This is a genomic window from Clostridium nigeriense, assembly GCF_050585265.1.
GTDB classification, from domain to species: domain Bacteria; phylum Bacillota; class Clostridia; order Clostridiales; family Clostridiaceae; genus Clostridium; species Clostridium nigeriense_B.
Genome location: NZ_JBNOOE010000004.1, coordinates 64,863 through 83,293, shown reverse-complemented (window position 1 = coordinate 83,293; position 18,431 = coordinate 64,863). Strand labels below are relative to the sequence as shown.

The window sequence follows — 18,431 nt, the reverse complement described above, 5'->3', positions numbered from 1 at the left end:
TTTATACTAGAAATAAATACATATTTTTTGATTATTAACTTCTCTTATATTAAAGTCCATATCATAAAGCTTTGATAAACTTTTTTCAGTTATCATATCTCTAGTTTCACTATGTTTTATAAGTTCGCCATTTTTCAATGCTACTATTGTATCTGAATAACAAGAAGCAAAGTTTATATCATGTATTACAATTACTATAGTTTTTCCAAGATCATTAACCATTTTTCTAAGCATTTTCATCATTTCAGCTGAATGCTTCATATCTAAATTATTTAATGGTTCATCTAAGAAAATATAATCTGTATCTTGAGCTACTATCATGGCTATGTATGCTCTTTGTCTTTGTCCTCCACTTAACTCATCAAGATATTTATCTTGAATATCTGTAAGTTGCATATATTCTAAAGCATTATCTACTATTTTTTCATCTTCCTTTTTAAGTTTTCCTTCACAATAAGGAAATCTTCCAAATGAAACAAGCTCTCTAATAGTTAATCTTATATTTAAGTTATTACTTTGCTTTAATATAGAAAGTTTTTTTGATAACTCCTTTGAATCCCATTCTTTTATCTCTTTACCATCTATAAATACTTCACCTGAATCTGCATCCATAAGTCTTGATATTATAGATAAAACAGTACTTTTACCAGCACCATTTGGACCTATAAAAGAAGTTATCTTTCCTTCTTCTATATTAAAAGAAACATTATCTACAACTTTTTTATTCCCATAACTTTTATTTATATTTCTTACTTCTATCATAGCTTACTCTCCCTTAATAATAGATTTATAAAGTAAATTCCACCAATAAAGTTGATTATTATACTTATAGTTGTATTAAATGTAAACACTCTCTCTACTAAGAATTGTCCACCTACTAATGCTATTATACTTATAAGAGTACCAACTATAAGAAGAACTGAATGTCTATATGTTTTCGTTATTTCATAAGTTAAATTAACAACTAATATTCCTAAAAATGTTATAGGGCCAACTAATGCCGTTGATAATGAAACTAAAATTGCTACAATAACTAATATTTTTTTGCTAAACTTATCATAATCAACGCCTAAATTTATAGCTTGTTCTCTTCCTAATGACATAACATCTAATTTACCAAAATCTTCATATAAAAATAATCCTAATATTACTATAATTATAATAGAAACAAATATTATCTTTGTATTAACTAAACTAAATGAAGCAAATAACTTTGTTTGAAGTGCATCATATTCATTTGGATCAATTAAAACCTGCATAAATGATGACATACTTCTAAATAATGTTCCTACTACTGTTCCTACTAAAAGTAAAAGAAATATATTGTTTTTACTCTTTTTAAGAACAACTTTAAATAAAATCATTGCTAAAAGCACCATTAATGTTCCTGATGTTAAAAAGTTAATAGTTTTATTCACCATAAATAATGATGTAGATCCAAAAACAAATACAACAACTGTTTGAACTAAACTATACAAAGAATCTAAACCTATAATACTTGGAGTTATAATTCTGTTATTTGTTATTGTCTGGAATAGTATAGATGCTACTGAAATACTTCCACCTGCAATTAAAATACCTAATACCTTAGGAATTCTTAATGATAAATTAAATCTATAATTTTTAGCTGTTAATCCCCATACTATGAAAAGAGTTAAGGAAATTAACGCTATAATTGACATTATTATTATTTGTTTTTTATTCTTATTCATTAGTTATTCCTCCTAAGTATTAAATAAAGGAATATTACTGCTCCAATAACTCCTATAGTCAAATTAATAGGAACTTCATATGGGGCTATTATAACTCTACTAATTATGTCACAAGCTAAAACAAAGCTTGCCCCTAAGAGAGCTACAAGTGGCATATTAGTTTTTAAATTATCACCTTTCCATATAGAAACTATATTAGGTATTACAAGCCCAACAAAAGGCAAGCTACCTACAGTTATTACAACTAAAGAGGAAATTAAAGCAACTATTATAACGCCTAAATTAGTTACTCTCTTATAATTAAGTCCTAAGCTTATTGACATTTCTTCCCCCATACCTGCTAAGGTAAATTTATGTACATATGAAAAAGCTATAATAACTAAAGGTATACTTAAATATAAAATTTCATAATTTCCTTTTAAAACTGTCGAAAAGCTTCCTTGTAAAAATGCTCCCATACTTTGATTTAAATTGAATCTGTATGCAAAAAAGTCTGTTATAGATCCAATTACATTTCCTAACATAATACCTACCAAAGGTATAAATATTACATTTTTTATCTTTATCTTCTTAAGTATTGTCATAAATATAAAAGTACCTGTTACAGAAAAGATAAAAGCCAAAATCATTTTTTGAAATATACTTGCTGAAGTAAATATTATCATTGAAAATAAAACTCCAAGCTTGGCTGAATCTACAGTTGCTGCTGTACTAGGCGAAATGAATTTATTATTACTTATTTGTTGCATAATAACACCGCTTATGCTCATTCCAACACCAGCTACTAATATACTTATTAACCTTGGAAGCCTACTTATCATAAGAACTTGTACATCTTCTGAAGTTAAATTAAATATGTTTATATCTATTACTCCAACAAAAATTGAAATAATTGATAATAATATCGTTATAATCCACAAAGATTTTTTAGCCATAAACTCCACTCCCGTCATTTGATAATTCATATCAACTGATTACCATTATAATTGATAAAGATTATCACTGTCAACATATTTTGAAAAATAATCCACTTAAGTGTGTAAATTATTCGTTATTTTTGATAAATACATACAAATAAAATTACTTATCCATAATTTAAACTCTATAGTTTTATAAAAAATAAAAGGAATCCAGACAAAACTGAATTCCTTCATTAATTATATTTTATTTTTTAATTTAAATTTCTTTATATTTTCTCCATTAATCTACATTATACATTTATACTAGTCTCTGTATTTACTCACTTCTCTTTTTACTATTACTAATAAATTATTAAGCTCATTTATTTCTCCATCTTCAACTAGCTTATTTAAAGAACTTTCAAATCTATTTGCTTCTGCATTTTTTCCAAAAGATTTCAAAGTTAAAATATTATGCATTATATTAGAGATAATATCTGATTTAATTTCAAATAATTTTTGTGCATCTTTGATTTCATCTTTAATATCCAACATAAGTTCATCTAATTCAAATGCTGCATCTGCTGCTTTTTTAAGCTTCTCCCTTACCACATCAGGCAGCTGCTTTTTATATTTATAATTTAACGAATGTTCTATAGTTGCCCAGAAATTCATTGACAAAGTTCTTATTTGAAACTCTGCTAGTATTTCCTTTTGCTCTTCTGCCATATTTATTGGATATTTAATAACAATATGATAACTTCTATACCCACTTTCCTTTACTCCCCTAACATAGTCTTTTTCGTAAAGGATCTGCATATCTTTTCTTCCTCTAATTATTTCAACTACCTTATCTATATCATCTACAAATTGGCACATTATTCTTATGCCCGCTATGTCCTCAATTTCATATTGAAGTCTATCTACTGGAATATTAAATTTGTTAGCCTTCTCTAAAAGACTTGAAATTTCCTTCACTCTACCAGTAACAAACTCTATAGGTGAGTATTCATTTCTTTTTCTATATTCCTTTCTTATACTTCTAAGCTTAACCTTTAGCTCATCTACTGCCTGCTCATAAGGCATAAAAAAACTTTTCCAATCATGAATTGCCATATTACATCACCCTTTTCAAACTTCACCTTAATTATTATATCAAAAATATTGAAAAGTGTAATCAAATTCTTAAAGGTTATAAAATATATTACTATTTCAAATTGTTTTATTTATCTAATAAAGCTTCTATTACTTTGTCAACTCTTTTATCTACAACTTCATATACTATTTCTAGGCCATTTCTCTCACCTTTTATTATTCCTATACTTTTTAACTTTTGAAGATGTTGAGAAATTGTTGATTGAGGCATACCTAAACAACTATGCATATTTGTTACATTACAGCCGCCTTTTTCTAAAAGATTTTTCACTATACAAAGTCTAACTGGGTGTGCTAAAACCTTTAACATTTCTGCTACATCCTCATATTGTTTATAGTTACTATCCATTATACCACTCCACTTAATACCATTTTTTCAACATTGTTATAATAATATCAATGATATTACTATATGCAAATTTTAAGATACACTTACTTAATTGTCAAGTTTTTCTTAATAAATCCAATTTTTCATTTTAATTTTTCCTCTTCCAAGCTCCAATAACCCTCTTTTTTCTAATGCTTTTAAGCTCCTACTTACTACTTCCCTTGATGATCCTATGTCAGCTGCAATCTTTTCATGGGTCGTATATATAATTCTTGCACCATTATTATCCTTAAGCTTTAGATTAAAGTAATTTATAAGCCTATTTTCAATACTATCAAAAGTTACTTTTTCTAACCCTTCAACTACATTTTCAAATTTATTATATAAATTTTTAAACATATATTTTAAAAAGCTACTGTTATTAACTAAATATTTTTTAAATATATCCATTGGTAGAATAGCTATTAAAGCATTTTCTTCTACATCTGCAAAAGAAATCTCATCCGAATCAGTTAATGCGCATAAAATAGTATTAAAGCAGCTATCTCCTTTACCAATTCTATAAAGAGTTACTTCCTTTCCATCATCACCAATCTTATAAATTCTAAGACGCCCTTCTAAAATAAAAGAAAAACCTATACAGCTTACCTTGTCGCTAAATATATTTTGGCCAGCCTCATAATTATTGACAATTATTCTTTTAAAAAATAAATCCAATACTTCATTTTCAACCTCCCTTAAAAAAGGGTATGCCTTTAATAATTCATATCTAAAATCCATAGTTCCCCCTAAAAATAAAAAAGTAAAACTACTTTAATTGTAGCTTTACTTTTTTTAGTAATCAATTAATTAGATAATGTTTAATAATTATAAATCTAATAATGAGTCTATTCTTCCCTTATCAAATCCAACAACTATATTACCGTTAATATCTAAAACTGGAACTCCCATTTGTCCACTCTTAGTTACCATTTCCATTGCTGCCACTCTATTTAATCCAACATTAACTTCTTCATAATTTAAATTTTTGCTTTTTAGATAATTCTTAACCTTTGTACACCATGGGCATGTATTTGTTGTATATACTTTTATATTATTCATTTTGAATTCCTCCGTATCATAAATTCTTTTTATGATATAAGTATATTCTTATTTTACTTTTTTGACTGTAACAAAGTCACAAAAGATAATTAATTATAAAATAGCTACAACTGTAAATAAATAGCCAAAAAATCCAATAGTACTAGCTATATGTATTTTTCTCACTAGTCCCCTTTTTCTTATAGAAAAGTATCCTGTTACTCCAATTGCAACCATAATGGAAGTAAAACCAATATATTTTATAAAATCTGCTTGTCCTATTTTTTGTATTAGAGCTATACACATTGCTAATACAGATAAACTTCCAATAACTATATGTGCCTTTATAAAATTAAACTTCTTTATCTTAAAAAGTTTTGGTATATAATAAATTAATAGTGCTAGCATAAATAAATTTGATGATATTCTTTCCATAGATCCTCCAATTAAACTTCTTTATTAAGTTTCATTAATGCTTTTTCTTCTTTTGTTATAGTTTTAATTCTAAAAATAAAATAATAAAATTTAAATAATATAAGTACTACAATCACAAGCTTCATAAATAAGCTATCTAAAAAAATTAATGGAAAAGCTAGCATAAAATCTGCAAAAGCTAAAATACAAATTTTCTCTTTTAATGTCATAGCTCTTTCTTTAACAAAGGAATCTAAATGATTTTTATATAATTTTGTATTAATAAACCAGTTATTAAATCTATCAGATCCTTTTGCAAAACAATAAGATGCTAATAATAAAAATGGTGTAGTTGGTAGTATAGGAAGTATAACCCCTGTTGCTCCTAATACCACAGCGATAAGTCCTACCGTTATATAAACATATTTTTTTATAGATTTCATGTTAATTTCTCCCATTCTAAAATTTTATATTACTTACTAGTAAGTCATATGTCTGAATAGCTCTATTGGATTATAAATAAGTAATCTCGGACCTGAAAATTTCATAACCCTCTTAACTTTTTCTTTCATATCCTTTTTATAGCAGTGCATTGGACATTTAGCACAAGTACTCTTTTCTTCTCCGAACTTACAGAACGTAAGTCTTTTATGTGCATACTCTAATAACTCCTGACACTCATCACATAATTCATTATTTTTATGTTTCTTTTTACAATAAATTTTTATCATAAGTTCAATAGTTCTTTTTTCTCTTTCTATTTTTGTCATATACATACTCCCCTAGATTTTGATAATCATTATCAATAATGATTATTAATAAAGAGGATTTATCATCCTCTTTATTAACTTATACTATTTTTATTATTTATGATATTCTAATATTTTTTTATTTTCTAGCTTATAAACTTTATCACATATAGCTGTTGTAGACTTTCTATGTGAAATAAGAATTATAGTCTTATCTTTACAGTTTTCATTTATAGACTTTAAAATTTCCCCTTCATTTAAAGCATCTAAATTACTAGTTGGTTCATCTAATATAAGAACTTCACTATCTTTCAAGAAGGCTCTAGCTAATCCAATTCTTTGCTTTTCTCCTGAAGAAAGATTTCCACCAAGTTCTCCAACTTTTGTGTCATATCCATTAGGCAATGTTAATATAAAATCATGTATAGATGCTTTTTTAGCAGCTTCAATAACTTCTTCTTCTGTAGCATTCTTATTTCCTATCTTAATATTTTCCATTATAGATTCATTAAAAAGATAAGTTTCTTGGCTAACTAATCTTTGGGTATTTCTTAGAGATTTAGTATTGACTTCTTTAATATTTATATTATCTAATTTTATATCTCCTGAGTTAACATCCCAAAATCTCATTATTAGCTTAATAAATGTACTCTTACCTATTCCACTTTCTCCTATTAATGCAATCTTTTCTCCCTTTTTAATATTTAAACTAGTGTTTTCAAATATTTTTTCTTTCCTATTTGGATAAGAAAAGGTCACATCATTATAAGTTATATCTTTACAAACTATATCATTTTTTCCTGAAACTTCTTCCACTTGTGGATTTTCATCTAAAAGTTCAAATATTCTTTCTGCACAAGCAAAAGTTTGCAGTAATGTATTAGAAAGGTTACTTAGTGCAACTACTGGTCCAAAAGATGATGCTATTATTACTATAGCTACTATAGCTGTTGTAAATGTGATTTCACCTGCTAAGAACTTACTTGTACCAAGTAAAACAAAAGTTAATATTGCTATCATTATTGTAATATCTGTAGTAGCTCTAATAATTCCCTCATGTTCCTTTATCTTATCTAAGCTTTTATTTAATCTTTTAGAATTCTCATTTATTTTATTAAGTCTTTCTTCACCGTTTTTATATAATAATACTTCTTTTAAACCTCTTAAAGAGTCTAAAACATAGTTATTACTTTCTCCAAAAATATTTCTGTAATTTACTCCTGATTCCTTTGCGAAACTTGAAGAAGCATATGGTATTACAAAACCTACTATTATATAGAATATAGCAGCTACAACTCCAAAAATCGGATTAATTAAAAATAATATTATAGCTATTATACTGTTTGTTATTATTGCTATAGATATTGGTGCTATTGTGTGAGCATAAAACACCTCTAAAAGCTCAATATCTGAAGTTATTAAAGCAATTAAGTTTCCCTTTTCCTTGCCTTCTAATTTAGCTGGTGCAAGTTTTCTTAAAACAGTAAAAATCTTATCTCTTAAAATATATAAAATCTTAAATGCTATATAGTGTCCTGATAATTGTTCACCATATCTTAAGAATCCTCTTAGTAATGCAGCTACAACCATTACTATTAAAGCTCCTTTAAAGCTTATAAAAGTTATATCTCCAATAAATGCACCAAGAGCAATTGCTCCAAAACTAGCTATTGAAATAGCAGCTAAAAATCCTAATACTCCCATAGAAATTGTAATTATCATTATAGGTGCAAGTGGTTTTAATTCTACTATTAGTCTCTTCATTATTTGGAAGCCTGATCTTCTTTTCATATTAGCAAACCTCCCTAATTTCTTCTAATTCATTTTGTTTGTTTACCATGTTATGATAATATCCCTTAGCATTCATTAACTCATTGTGAGTTCCTTCTTCTACTAATTCTCCCTTATTCATAACATAAATATTTTTAGCATCTTTAACATTAGCTAATCTATGAGATATTACTAATATAGTTTTGTCTTTAGAAAGGTCATATATAGCTTCCCAAATAGCCTCTTCACTTTCTACATCTATATTTGAAGTAGCTTCATCGAAAATTATCATCTTTCTGTTTGCAAGTATAGCTCTAGCTAAAGCTAATCTTTGCTTTTGTCCTCCAGATAGGGCACTTCCGCCTTCTCCTACATTAGTATTTAATTTATCTTTTAATCCTTGTACAAAATCATATAATCTTGAAACCTTTAATGCTTTCTTAATTTCTTCATCAGTAGCATCCTTATTACCTACTAAAAGATTATCTAAAATACTACCATTGAAAATATAGCTATTAGTAGATATTAAACCTATATTTTCATATACAAGATTTGAATTAAGCTTTTCAATATCTATATCATTTAATAAAACTTGTCCCTTGTTAACTTTATAATTATTTAATATTATAGAAGCTATAGTACTCTTACCTGAACCACTTTCACCTACTATTGCAACTATTCCATTAGGTGTAATATTCATATTAATATTCTTTAATACTTCTCTTTCACCATCATAACTAAAGGTAACATCTTTAAGTTTAATGTTTATATCTTCTTTAATTTCTTTTACTTTATCATCAACTTCTTTTTCTCTTTCTTTTGCATCTAAAATACCAAAGATTCTATCTGAAGCTGCCATTCCATTCATTGCTATATGGAAGTAAGAACCTAAAAGTCTTAGAGGAATAAAGAATTCTGAAGATAAAAGTATTATTATAAGTAAGCTTCCTGGTAGTAAATCTCCATTTTTAAATTGAATTAAAGCAACTATAGTTCCTGCTGCTGCACCACCAAAAGCAACTAAATCCATTATTGTAATAGAATTTAACTGCATACTTAAAACCTTCATTGTTATTTTTCTAAACTTTTCTGCCTCTACATTCATCTTTTGATGTCTTTCTTCATCCATATCAAAAACCTTTAAAGTTGTAAGTCCTTGAAGATTTTCCAAGAAACTTCCACCTAAATCTGAGTAGCTTTTCCAATAGTCTTTTAAAATTCTCTTTGCTATTTTCATTATTGCAATTATCGATATCGGAATAAGAGGTACACAAAGTATAAATACTAAGGCCGCTTTAACTGATATAAAGCTCATAAATACAAATAATGTAACTGGTACTAATAATGAATAGAAAAATTGTGGTAAATACTTACCAAAATATATTTCTAATTGTTCTACCCCTTCTACCATTACTTGAACTATAGATGATGTACTTTCAACACCACTATATCCAGTACCTAACTTAAGTAACTTCTTATATACAAGTTCTCTTAAAGTGGTTCTAGCCTCAGATGAAGCTAAATTAGAAAACTTAGCATATAGAATATTAGATATAAATCTTATAATTAAAAGTAAACCTATTATAATTCCTGGTTTTAAAATTGAATTCATATCTATAGAGCTTACTCCACCAACATAAACCTTATTAATAAACTGTCCAATAAGCATAATTGTAATTATATTACATATAATTGCAATCCAGTTTGCTAATATAGTAAGACCTATGTATTTTTTTGATTGGCTACATAAATTTATTAGCCTTTTATTAATCATCATAATATCTTCCTCCGACATACCGATATTTATTTCCATTCTATAAGTACAATTGATAGTATACATTAACTGATAGTAATTTTCAATGGATAATTATAAAATAATTTTTATTTTATAAAGGCCTTACTGTATATTTATTTACTATCATACATAAATAACTTTTTAAAATTTAAAATAAGAACTCAGCCAAAGCTGAGTTCTTATTTCTAATTCTTAATTCTTAATTTTTAATTCTTCATTCAATTATGAGTGTACTGCTTCCCTAACTTCTTCCTTGTTAAAATACTTAACTAAAAGTAAGATTCCTAATGATAATATTCCTAAGAAAATTAAGAATTCTATTGTGTATGCAAGAGTCACTCCTCCTGTAATAAGTGTTGCTACAAATTTAAATAAATATGCTGCTACCCAAGCTAATACAAATTGATAAGCAATTGATAAATACATCATCTTAGTTCCATATTCTTTTTTCATAACACCTATAACTGCAAAGCATGGTGTATATAATGAAACAAATACTAAGAAAGTTAATGCTGTTACTGCTGTAAACATAGTTGGTAGTACTACAGCCAAATCTCCGTATACTATTTCCATAGTTCCTATTATTAATTCCTTTGCTGCTAATCCTGTAATAATTGATACTCCAGCTTGCCAGCCACCAAAACCTAATGGTTTGAATATAGGTGATATAAATCCACCAATACTTGCTAAAAAGCTATTGTTTATTTCATCTGTAAATCCACTCATATTAAAGTAAGTTAAGAACCAAATTACTATTGATACTGCAAATATTAATGTTCCAGCTCTTATTATAAAGCCTTTAGACTTGTCCCAAGCATTTAATAATATACTCTTTAAAGTTGGCATTTTGTATTCTGGAAGTTCTAATATAAATGGTTGTTCATCTTTCTTAAATAAAGAATTTTTAAATAATAATCCTACTAAAATTGCAACCACTATTCCTAATAAGTATAATCCCATTACTACAAATTCTTGATTTGAAGCAAAGAAAATTGAAGCGAATAAAGCATATACAGGTAATCTAGCTCCACAAGTTACAAGTGGTGCTAATAAAGCTGTCATCTTTCTATCTTTCTCACTTTCAAGAGTTCTAGTTGCCATTATTGCTGGTGCTGAACATCCAAATCCCATTATTATTGGAATAAATGCCTTTCCTGATAATCCGATTTTTCTCATTATTCTATCCATTAGGAAAGCCATTCTTGACATATATCCACAATCTTCAAGGAATGATATACCAATGAAAAGGGAAAATATTATTGGGAAAAATACTAAAACTCCTCCAACTCCAGCAACTATACCATCAACTATTAATGATTGGAACCATGGTGATGAATTTGCAACTAATCCTTCTACTATTGGTGTAAATGTATCTGCTATAAAAGCATCTAAAGCATCAGCTAATGGTTGTCCAAACCAACTAAATGTAAATTTAAATATTATAAATAACGCTATTAAAAATGCCGGATATGCTAATATTGGGTTTAATACTACCTTATCTATCTTTTCTCCTATGTATTTTGATCTACCTTTTCCTTTAGCTGAATCTTTTATGACCTTATCAATAAAAGAATAAGCTTCTTTTTCACTATTAAATTTTAAATTATAACTTGGAATAATTTCTTTAGATTTATTAATTTCTTCTGATATATTTTCTAATCCAGTTTTGTTCTTTGCTGATATTGGTAAAATACTAACACCAAGCTTATTAGCTAAAGCTTCTATATCTATATTAAGACCTCTTTTATTAGCTATATCCATCATATTTAACAAAACTAATATTGGCTTATTGAATTGCATTAATTGAGTTGTAAGATATAAATTTCTTTCTAAATTTGTAGCATCTACTACATTTATAATTAAGTCAACATCTTCATTTTCTAAATAAGATCTTGATATTTTCTCTTCGTTTGAATATGTGTCCATGGCATAAATACCTGGTAAATCCACTATCTTTATGTCCTTATTTATAAACCCATATTTCTTGTCTATAGTTACTCCTGGCCAATTCCCTACATATTGTTTTGCCCCAGTTAAAGCATTAAAAACTGTGGTTTTTCCTGTATTAGGATTACCTACTAATGCTACATTTATCATTTTACCCACTCCTTAAACATTTAAATAAATATTTTTTGCATCTGTTTTTCTAATAGCTAAATCAAAACCTCTAAATGATATTAATATTGGGTCCCCTAATGGTGCAACTAACTTAACCTTAACTTCAGTCCCCTTTACACAACCTAAAGCCCTAAGCCTCTTAGCTAACTTAGGATCTCCTCCTACCTCTTTTATCGTTCCAGATTCCCCAACCTTCATATTGAATATAGTCATAACTCTTCCCCCTTACATAATCTTCTATATATACAATTATAATCAATTGAAATTGATTGTCAATAATTTTAACCAATATTTGTTAAATATTTATCAATTTTTTTGACAAAAAAATATAGCGAAGCTCTAAGTCTTGCTATATTTTTTATAAACTATTTTAATTATCCTTTTTCTTTCTTAATAACACCCCACCAACAGCTGCTGTTGATCCACCTAATATTAATGTTAGTATAGATGAAACACCACCAGTTTTAGGAAGTTTACTATTTCCTTTTCCAGTAGTACCACTATTATTTACATTATTAGATTGATTTCCATTGTTGTTGTTTATATTTCCATTATTAGAACTATTACTATTTCCACCATTTTCATTATCTATTTTAACTAAATTTTTAATGGCATTATTTATTCTAGCTACTGCTGCATCTATATTGGTCTGAGTTAACTTTTCTAATTCTAGTACTTTCTTTCCTTCTTTAATCTCTGCTAATAATGCTTTGTAACTATCCTTAGTATAGTCTTTTTCATTTAAAGCTTCTGCCTTTTTAATTACTTCTTCTAATTCTACCTTAGAAATATTTTCAAAATCCTTCAATACTTCCTTAACTTCAATAATTTTATTCTTTAACCCTTCAACTATTAAAGTTATTTCTTCTAAAGTGGCTTCATTATTATCTCTAATATTCTCTGCATCTAATACTAATTTTTCTAGTTTCGTTTTTAATTCAGATGATTCCTCATACCTTCCTAAAGCTTTAATTAATTCTTTTCCTTCATTAATTAAGTTTTTTAGCTCGGTCTTATCTGGCAATGCTAATTTTAATAATTCTGATTCTGCATTTAACAATTCTTTTATACTTTCATCTACAGTTTCTTGGCTTGCATTAATATCTAATAATACTACCTTAGCCTTATTTATTTCTGATAGAAATTTTTCAATAGCATCTGTATAATATTTTCCATCAGCATTTTTTGCTTTTTCTTCAGCATTTGTTATAGCAACTTCTAAGGCATCTTTATTTACTATAATTACTTTAGAATCAAACTCTTCTACTGCATTCTTTAAAGTATCAATAATATTATTTACTTCTTCTATAGTAGTTGATCTCGCATAATCTTCTTTAGCCTTTGCAATAACTGCTTTTAATGATTCAACATCAGATTGAAGGAACTGTCCATTTCCTTCCCCTACTACTGCATCATTTAACCTACCTTCTGCTATTTCTAATTCTACTTTATATTTATTATTAGCATCTAGAGAAACATATCCTTCTTCTATTATTAACTTCAACTTCCCCTTAGCATCATCTAATTCTTTTTGTGTTACAGCCTTAGTATCATAAACCCCTTGAGCCTCTGTTATTCCAGTTTCTAAATTAGTAATACTATCATTAATCACAGCTCTCTTGTCCTCTTTAGCTTCTGCTCCTAAAGAAGTCTTTAAAGCATTCAATACTATATTAGCATCACTTATGGTAGTTAGTAGGCCTTTTCTATTTATTATTACAACTTGTGAGTAGAATTTATTTACAGCTTCTTTCAGCTTAACTATTTCTGTTTTTACTTCAACAGAGTTTATTCCATTCATTGAAGCTGATTTAGCTGAATTTATTGCTGATAATAATTGACTTTTTGCAGCATTTGGATATTGTCCAGCATACTCCCCTTCTTTTGCATTATTGTATATCTTTTCTACTTCACTAATGTAATTTACTAATTTACCTGTTACATCTGCCTTATAAACCTTAACTTCATTAACAGTTAATTCTTCATTTCCAAATTTAATTCTTATTGCATCTGTAGCAATTGGATTTTTTATAGCTGTTAATATTTTTTCTGCTGTACTTGCATTTTCACTTTTATCAACAAGCTCTATCCATTCTTCATTTTCAATACTTCTATATTCAACATTGTATTTTAATCCACCATCAGCTTTCCCAATAGTTTCAATAGTGTTGATATCTACTACCTTACCAAAGTCTATTACATACTCTTTATTTGAATCTGCATTTAAATTAATTCCCCTTGTTTCATTTCCATCAATTAAAAATTCTCCCTCTAGAGGATTAACAGTTGCATTTATAGCTACATTTTCTGGTGTTGAAAAAGCTCTAATTTCAGCTACTGCTGGCCAAGCTAAATATGAATTACCTTGTCCATTATTTTCTGTTATTTCAACTTTTATTTTTTTAATATTCTTATTTACAGGAATGTTATATTTTAAATCTGTAACCTTATCATTAGATCTCATATCTAATACTCTATGAGTTTCATTATTTTCATCTACTACATCTACATAGAATTTAAATGGCAGCCCTTCTTTTTCAAATACTAATTCTAAATTATCAACATAATAAGAATTAACTAAATCTACATTTACATTAGCAGGATATTTTCCACCATCAGCTACCCATAGTGTATCATCTTTACCATCTGTTACATTTGAAAGAGGTTTTCCATTTTCAGCGGTACTTCCTGTTACGGGCTTATCCAACGCAACATTTACTGCATCAATCTTGACTTCTTGTTTTCTTAAAGCTTTAATTTCAGCTAGTCCTGCCCAAGCTCCAGGATATGACCCAACATTATTTTTACCATGGAAAGTATATTTAATTCCCTTTATTTCTCTATTTACATCTATAGTATATCTTCTATCCAACGCATTACTTTCTGTACTCTTATCTAATATAACTGTTTCTGTTCCATCTTTTTCAGTTACACTTACAGTAAACTTAAATGGTAATCCTTCTTTTTCATGAACTATTTCTACTTTATCAACAAATTCACTACCTTCTAAGTCAACAAATAATGACGAATTTAATGCTTCACTTGTAGCTGCCCAAATTGTACTATCATTTCCATCTGTTAAATTAGTTGATGGTCTATCCCAGCTTGTATCTGCCCCCTCTACTTTAACTGGTTTATTTAAGGCAATATTATCATAAACTACTTTTTCTCCTGCATTTTCATAAACCATGAGCTCTGTCATTTCTGGAATATTTTCTTTATTATCACTTTTAAATGTATACCTTACAGCATCAGCAGTTCCCTTATAATCTAATGATATAGTTCCGGTTATACTACCGCCTTCTTGTGATCCAACTACATTCCAAGTATCACCACTTCTTACTTCTACTTTATAATCAATAGGGAATCCACCTGCTGCTTGGTTTGGAGCAAATGCTATTCCATTAAGATTTCTTTCACCTTCTAAATCTATTGTCATAGTTACTGGCCACTTAACTTCTGTTCCCTTCCAAGCTGTTCCTGTAGTACCATCAGTTAAGTTTTTTGCTGGGAAGTTTAAATCAGTATCTACCCCCTCAACTACTACATTTTTTCCTAAAGCTACATTAACCTTTTCTACTGCATTTGATCCACCTTCTAAGAATGTATCCATATTAGTTACTGAGAATTTTTCCATAGCTTCTTTAGCTAAAGCTCCTAAATCTTCTCCTGATCCTTCTGTTGTATATCTATTATCTTCTGTTGTCTTAGTATTTGCCCATTGATACTCCATTTTATGCCAGTTAACTTCTGCAGCTGGATTTCCTGTTTCAATTTCAGTAACAACATTATTAACCCAATTTTCCCATCTCTTATAATATAAATCTTCAGTTAATCCTGCCCATTGTCTATTTGAATAGTCCTTTAAAGCTGGATTTTTATAATCTCCCCAAGTAGTTATCAATGCTCTTGCATTAAATTCAAATAAATCCATTGTCCAATCATCTGCACCTGATAACATAGTTCTGGCTTGATCAATCCAAGTTCCAACTAAGAATTCTGGACTAGTTGATAAAACTTCTTCCTGAAGCTTAATTAGTTCTAAGAAATGAGTAGAAATCTTTTTAAATAATTCTAAATCCTTATTTTCATAAGCTGCTACCATTTCCTTATGATATTCTTGTGATGAATTTGCTAATACTTGTTTAGTTATATCTAAGAAATCATAAATAAAGGCTTCGCTATCCTTTAATTCATCGTATGAACTTATGAATAGTTCTAAAGCTTTTTCAAGCTCTTCCTTATCATAAATAATGTTATTATGTCCCCATGTTGATGCACTATTTATTTCAGTTGCAGGTCTTGAGTTAATTACTGACTCAGCTGCTCCTTGGTAATAATCGTTAGTTTTCTTATAAGCTGTTTCTAATAATATATTCCAAGCTTCTCGAATATCTTCATTTACCTTACCATATCTTCTTTCAATATAATCCATAGTCCATTGTCTAAAATCTATTGAATCTCTTGTCCAAATCATATCTCCAATTAATTCATAAACTATTGGACTGTTGTTAATTGCTTCTGGTGTTATCCCTATACCCTTCATGTTATTTGAGTTTGCATAAGCCTCTGGAATATTATTTGCTAATATTTCAGGTTGTCCATCTAATCCCATTCTTCCCCCAAAGTTATGAAGCATGTTCCATACCCATGGTAAACCTTGACTATCAAATCTATTCCAATCTGGATTTAAATCTGAATTTAAATCTAGTATTAAAGCTTGATCCTTTTTAAGCCCCGATAACTTTTCATTATTAGGATTTCCTTGCCAGTGCTGAATTACCCATACTGAATCTTCATCATGTTCTATCATCTTATTTTGAACTGTTTCATAAATCTTTCCATTATTTAATCCGCCAGTATTCCCACCTTCGTGGAATGGATCGACTGCATAATAACTACTAACATCCCCAAACACTTCTTTTTGAGCTTTATAGAATGCATCTGCAACCTTTGCAAAGTAATCCTCTTCCCCCTCATTTACATAAGTTCTAAGCATATCTGGCCTATCAAATCCACACCAATCACCTTGTTTAATTACTTGTGCATCTGGATTTTTTTCAGTAAAGTCTAATGGAACTCCTCCTGAATATCCTTGAAGAACTGGAGTAATACCTAAAGTTTGCATTCTATCATGCATTTGTCTTCCAAGCTCAGCTCTATCTTCAAACCAATTATTGGGTAATGGTCCTCCAAAGCTTGTCATGTTTTGCATATAGAACCATGCAAAATATCCAGGTCCTGAAATATATTCTTTTATTTCCTCATCTGAATATCCAAATTCACTTAAAGTTCTTCTTAAGACTTCTTCCTGCCCTACTATGTCAAGGATTAAATTAAATCCATTCATTGCTGACCAATCTATAAATGCTTCATACTCATTCCAATCCCAGAAAGCCATTGTATACGAATATGTACAGAAATTTAATGAATATCTTTGTTCATATGGAGTATCTACTACAACTTTTTCCCCTACATTTGGCAATACTTCAGGCATATTTAAGTTGGAACCCATTATAGGATTATACATAACTTTTGCATAATTCTTTAGGTAGTAATTAAATCCTGATGCTAATGATACACCATCATTACCTCTTACCACTATTTTACCATCTGCTCCATCTTCTACTTCAAATACATCATTTCCTGAAGAAGTTTGTTCTATAATTTCAAATTTAAAGTTATCCTTATACTCATCTCCAATAACTCTTCCAACCATATTCGTCATTTCATTTATAGTTTTTTCATTTGCATAATTTATATCGTTTTCAAATTTGCTATACTCTTCTGCCCATTTAGTATCTTCAAAGTTTTCTACTGAAATTGGAGTTTCTTTTGCCACTTCACTAGAAACTTTATTACCGAAAACTTCAATTTCTGCTATATTTGAATCATTATTATCTGAAGTGAAGGTAACATCAATTCTTATCTTAGATGCTCTAACATCACTTAGGCTATAAAAATCACCATCATCATCAGCAACTGAATTATCTGATTTATAAGCTACCTTTTCATAATTTTCTCCATCAGATGTTGCATAAATATTATAATTGTAGTATCCATTTTGCTTGTTATAAATTTTAATTCCCGACAAATCATATGTTCCATCTAATTCTAGTTCTACCCATCTAAAGCTATTTGATGCTTCCCAATAAGTTGATATATCTCCATCTATTGCAAGTTGACTATCATGACCTTCTGTATTACTTTTAGAAGTAATCTTCATTTTATCAGAACTTATTTTATTTTCCGTGCTTGCATAAGTCGGAAAAGGAATTGATGTTAGCATACTAGCTGTTATTGTTATCGCTAGAGCTCTTGCTACATGTCTTTTAACATTTTTCATTGACCAGTTTCCCCCTTGAGATAATATTGTGATTAAATAAATTTATACATAAAAACCTTGAAAAC

15 protein-coding genes are annotated in these 18,431 nt (G+C 28.4%); all 15 read right to left on the bottom strand.

Translation table 11 applies throughout. From position 1 onward, the window contains the following. Window positions 1-6: 6 nt before the first annotated feature. On the bottom strand, window positions 7-762 hold the full coding sequence (locus ACQPVP_RS05110) for an ABC transporter ATP-binding protein (RefSeq protein ID WP_430847897.1): 756 nt from the start codon (window positions 760-762) through the stop codon (window positions 7-9). Further along, on the bottom strand, window positions 759-1,712 hold the full coding sequence (locus ACQPVP_RS05105) for an iron chelate uptake ABC transporter family permease subunit (RefSeq protein ID WP_430847895.1): 954 nt from the start codon (window positions 1,710-1,712) through the stop codon (window positions 759-761). Before ACQPVP_RS05105 ends, ACQPVP_RS05110 begins: the two co-directional genes overlap by 4 nt. After that, a complete protein-coding gene (locus ACQPVP_RS05100) occupies window positions 1,712-2,647 on the bottom strand; it encodes an ABC transporter permease (protein WP_430847893.1) in 936 nt (311 codons plus the stop codon). The genes ACQPVP_RS05105 and ACQPVP_RS05100 overlap by 1 nt, the downstream gene beginning before the upstream one ends. A gap of 288 nt (window positions 2,648-2,935) precedes the next feature. Continuing rightward, window positions 2,936-3,727 carry a GTP pyrophosphokinase gene (locus tag ACQPVP_RS05095; protein ID WP_430847891.1) on the bottom strand — a complete coding sequence of 264 codons (792 nt, stop codon included), beginning with the start codon at window positions 3,725-3,727 and terminating at the stop codon, window positions 2,936-2,938. Window positions 3,728-3,833: 106 nt separating this feature from the next. After that, window positions 3,834-4,115, bottom strand: coding sequence for an ArsR/SmtB family transcription factor (locus ACQPVP_RS05090; protein WP_430847889.1), 282 nt, complete (start codon window positions 4,113-4,115; stop codon window positions 3,834-3,836). 105 nt (window positions 4,116-4,220) lie between these two features. After that, window positions 4,221-4,874 carry a Crp/Fnr family transcriptional regulator gene (locus ACQPVP_RS05085; protein WP_430847887.1) on the bottom strand — a complete coding sequence of 218 codons (654 nt, stop codon included), beginning with the start codon at window positions 4,872-4,874 and terminating at the stop codon, window positions 4,221-4,223. Between the two features lie 87 nt (window positions 4,875-4,961). Next, window positions 4,962-5,195 (bottom strand): glutaredoxin domain-containing protein, encoded by a 234-nt coding sequence (locus tag ACQPVP_RS05080; RefSeq protein WP_430840406.1) that lies wholly within the window; start codon window positions 5,193-5,195, stop codon window positions 4,962-4,964. Window positions 5,196-5,288: 93 nt separating this feature from the next. Beyond that, window positions 5,289-5,609, bottom strand: a complete 321-nt coding sequence (locus ACQPVP_RS05075) for a hypothetical protein (protein WP_430847885.1) — start codon at window positions 5,607-5,609, stop codon at window positions 5,289-5,291. A gap of 11 nt (window positions 5,610-5,620) precedes the next feature. Continuing rightward, window positions 5,621-6,031, bottom strand: coding sequence for a YbaN family protein (locus ACQPVP_RS05070; RefSeq protein WP_430847884.1), 411 nt, complete (start codon window positions 6,029-6,031; stop codon window positions 5,621-5,623). Between the two features lie 36 nt (window positions 6,032-6,067). Beyond that, window positions 6,068-6,358, bottom strand: coding sequence for a nitrous oxide-stimulated promoter family protein (locus ACQPVP_RS05065; protein ID WP_430847883.1), 291 nt, complete (start codon window positions 6,356-6,358; stop codon window positions 6,068-6,070). Window positions 6,359-6,451: 93 nt separating this feature from the next. Continuing rightward, entirely contained in the window at window positions 6,452-8,128 is a 1,677-nt protein-coding gene (cydC, locus tag ACQPVP_RS05060) for a thiol reductant ABC exporter subunit CydC (RefSeq protein ID WP_430847881.1), read from the bottom strand. Between the two features lies 1 nt (window position 8,129). Continuing rightward, a complete protein-coding gene (locus tag ACQPVP_RS05055) occupies window positions 8,130-9,884 on the bottom strand; it encodes an ABC transporter ATP-binding protein/permease (protein WP_430847879.1) in 1,755 nt (584 codons plus the stop codon). A gap of 240 nt (window positions 9,885-10,124) precedes the next feature. After that, window positions 10,125-11,999 (bottom strand): ferrous iron transport protein B, encoded by a 1,875-nt coding sequence (gene feoB, locus ACQPVP_RS05050; protein WP_430847877.1) that lies wholly within the window; start codon window positions 11,997-11,999, stop codon window positions 10,125-10,127. Between the two features lie 12 nt (window positions 12,000-12,011). Beyond that, window positions 12,012-12,233: a FeoA family protein gene (locus ACQPVP_RS05045; RefSeq protein WP_430847875.1), complete on the bottom strand. Its 222-nt coding sequence runs from the start codon at window positions 12,231-12,233 to the stop codon at window positions 12,012-12,014. 157 nt (window positions 12,234-12,390) lie between these two features. Further along, the gene (locus ACQPVP_RS05040) at window positions 12,391-18,366 is read right to left on the bottom strand and encodes an alpha-N-acetylglucosaminidase TIM-barrel domain-containing protein (protein WP_430847873.1); all 5,976 of its coding nucleotides are present in this window, start codon (window positions 18,364-18,366) and stop codon (window positions 12,391-12,393) included. Window positions 18,367-18,431: the final 65 nt, after the last annotated feature.

Excerpts from the sequence above, each read along its gene's own strand:
- ACQPVP_RS05110 (WP_430847897.1), bottom strand. The coding sequence starts at position 762 with ATGATAGAAGTAAGAAATATAAATAAAAGTTATGGGAATAAAAAAGTT.
- ACQPVP_RS05105 (WP_430847895.1), bottom strand. The coding sequence starts at position 1,712 with ATGAATAAGAATAAAAAACAAATAATAATAATGTCAATTATAGCGTTA.
- ACQPVP_RS05100 (WP_430847893.1), bottom strand. The coding sequence starts at position 2,647 with ATGGCTAAAAAATCTTTGTGGATTATAACGATATTATTATCAATTATT.
- ACQPVP_RS05095 (WP_430847891.1), bottom strand. The coding sequence starts at position 3,727 with ATGGCAATTCATGATTGGAAAAGTTTTTTTATGCCTTATGAGCAGGCA.
- ACQPVP_RS05090 (WP_430847889.1), bottom strand. The coding sequence starts at position 4,115 with ATGGATAGTAACTATAAACAATATGAGGATGTAGCAGAAATGTTAAAG.
- ACQPVP_RS05085 (WP_430847887.1), bottom strand. The coding sequence starts at position 4,874 with ATGGATTTTAGATATGAATTATTAAAGGCATACCCTTTTTTAAGGGAG.
- ACQPVP_RS05080 (WP_430840406.1), bottom strand. The coding sequence starts at position 5,195 with ATGAATAATATAAAAGTATATACAACAAATACATGCCCATGGTGTACA.
- ACQPVP_RS05075 (WP_430847885.1), bottom strand. The coding sequence starts at position 5,609 with ATGGAAAGAATATCATCAAATTTATTTATGCTAGCACTATTAATTTAT.
- ACQPVP_RS05070 (WP_430847884.1), bottom strand. The coding sequence starts at position 6,031 with ATGAAATCTATAAAAAAATATGTTTATATAACGGTAGGACTTATCGCT.
- ACQPVP_RS05065 (WP_430847883.1), bottom strand. The coding sequence starts at position 6,358 with ATGACAAAAATAGAAAGAGAAAAAAGAACTATTGAACTTATGATAAAA.
- cydC (WP_430847881.1), bottom strand. The coding sequence starts at position 8,128 with ATGAAAAGAAGATCAGGCTTCCAAATAATGAAGAGACTAATAGTAGAA.
- ACQPVP_RS05055 (WP_430847879.1), bottom strand. The coding sequence starts at position 9,884 with ATGATGATTAATAAAAGGCTAATAAATTTATGTAGCCAATCAAAAAAA.
- feoB (WP_430847877.1), bottom strand. The coding sequence starts at position 11,999 with ATGATAAATGTAGCATTAGTAGGTAATCCTAATACAGGAAAAACCACA.
- ACQPVP_RS05045 (WP_430847875.1), bottom strand. The coding sequence starts at position 12,233 with ATGACTATATTCAATATGAAGGTTGGGGAATCTGGAACGATAAAAGAG.
- ACQPVP_RS05040 (WP_430847873.1), bottom strand. The coding sequence starts at position 18,366 with ATGAAAAATGTTAAAAGACATGTAGCAAGAGCTCTAGCGATAACAATA.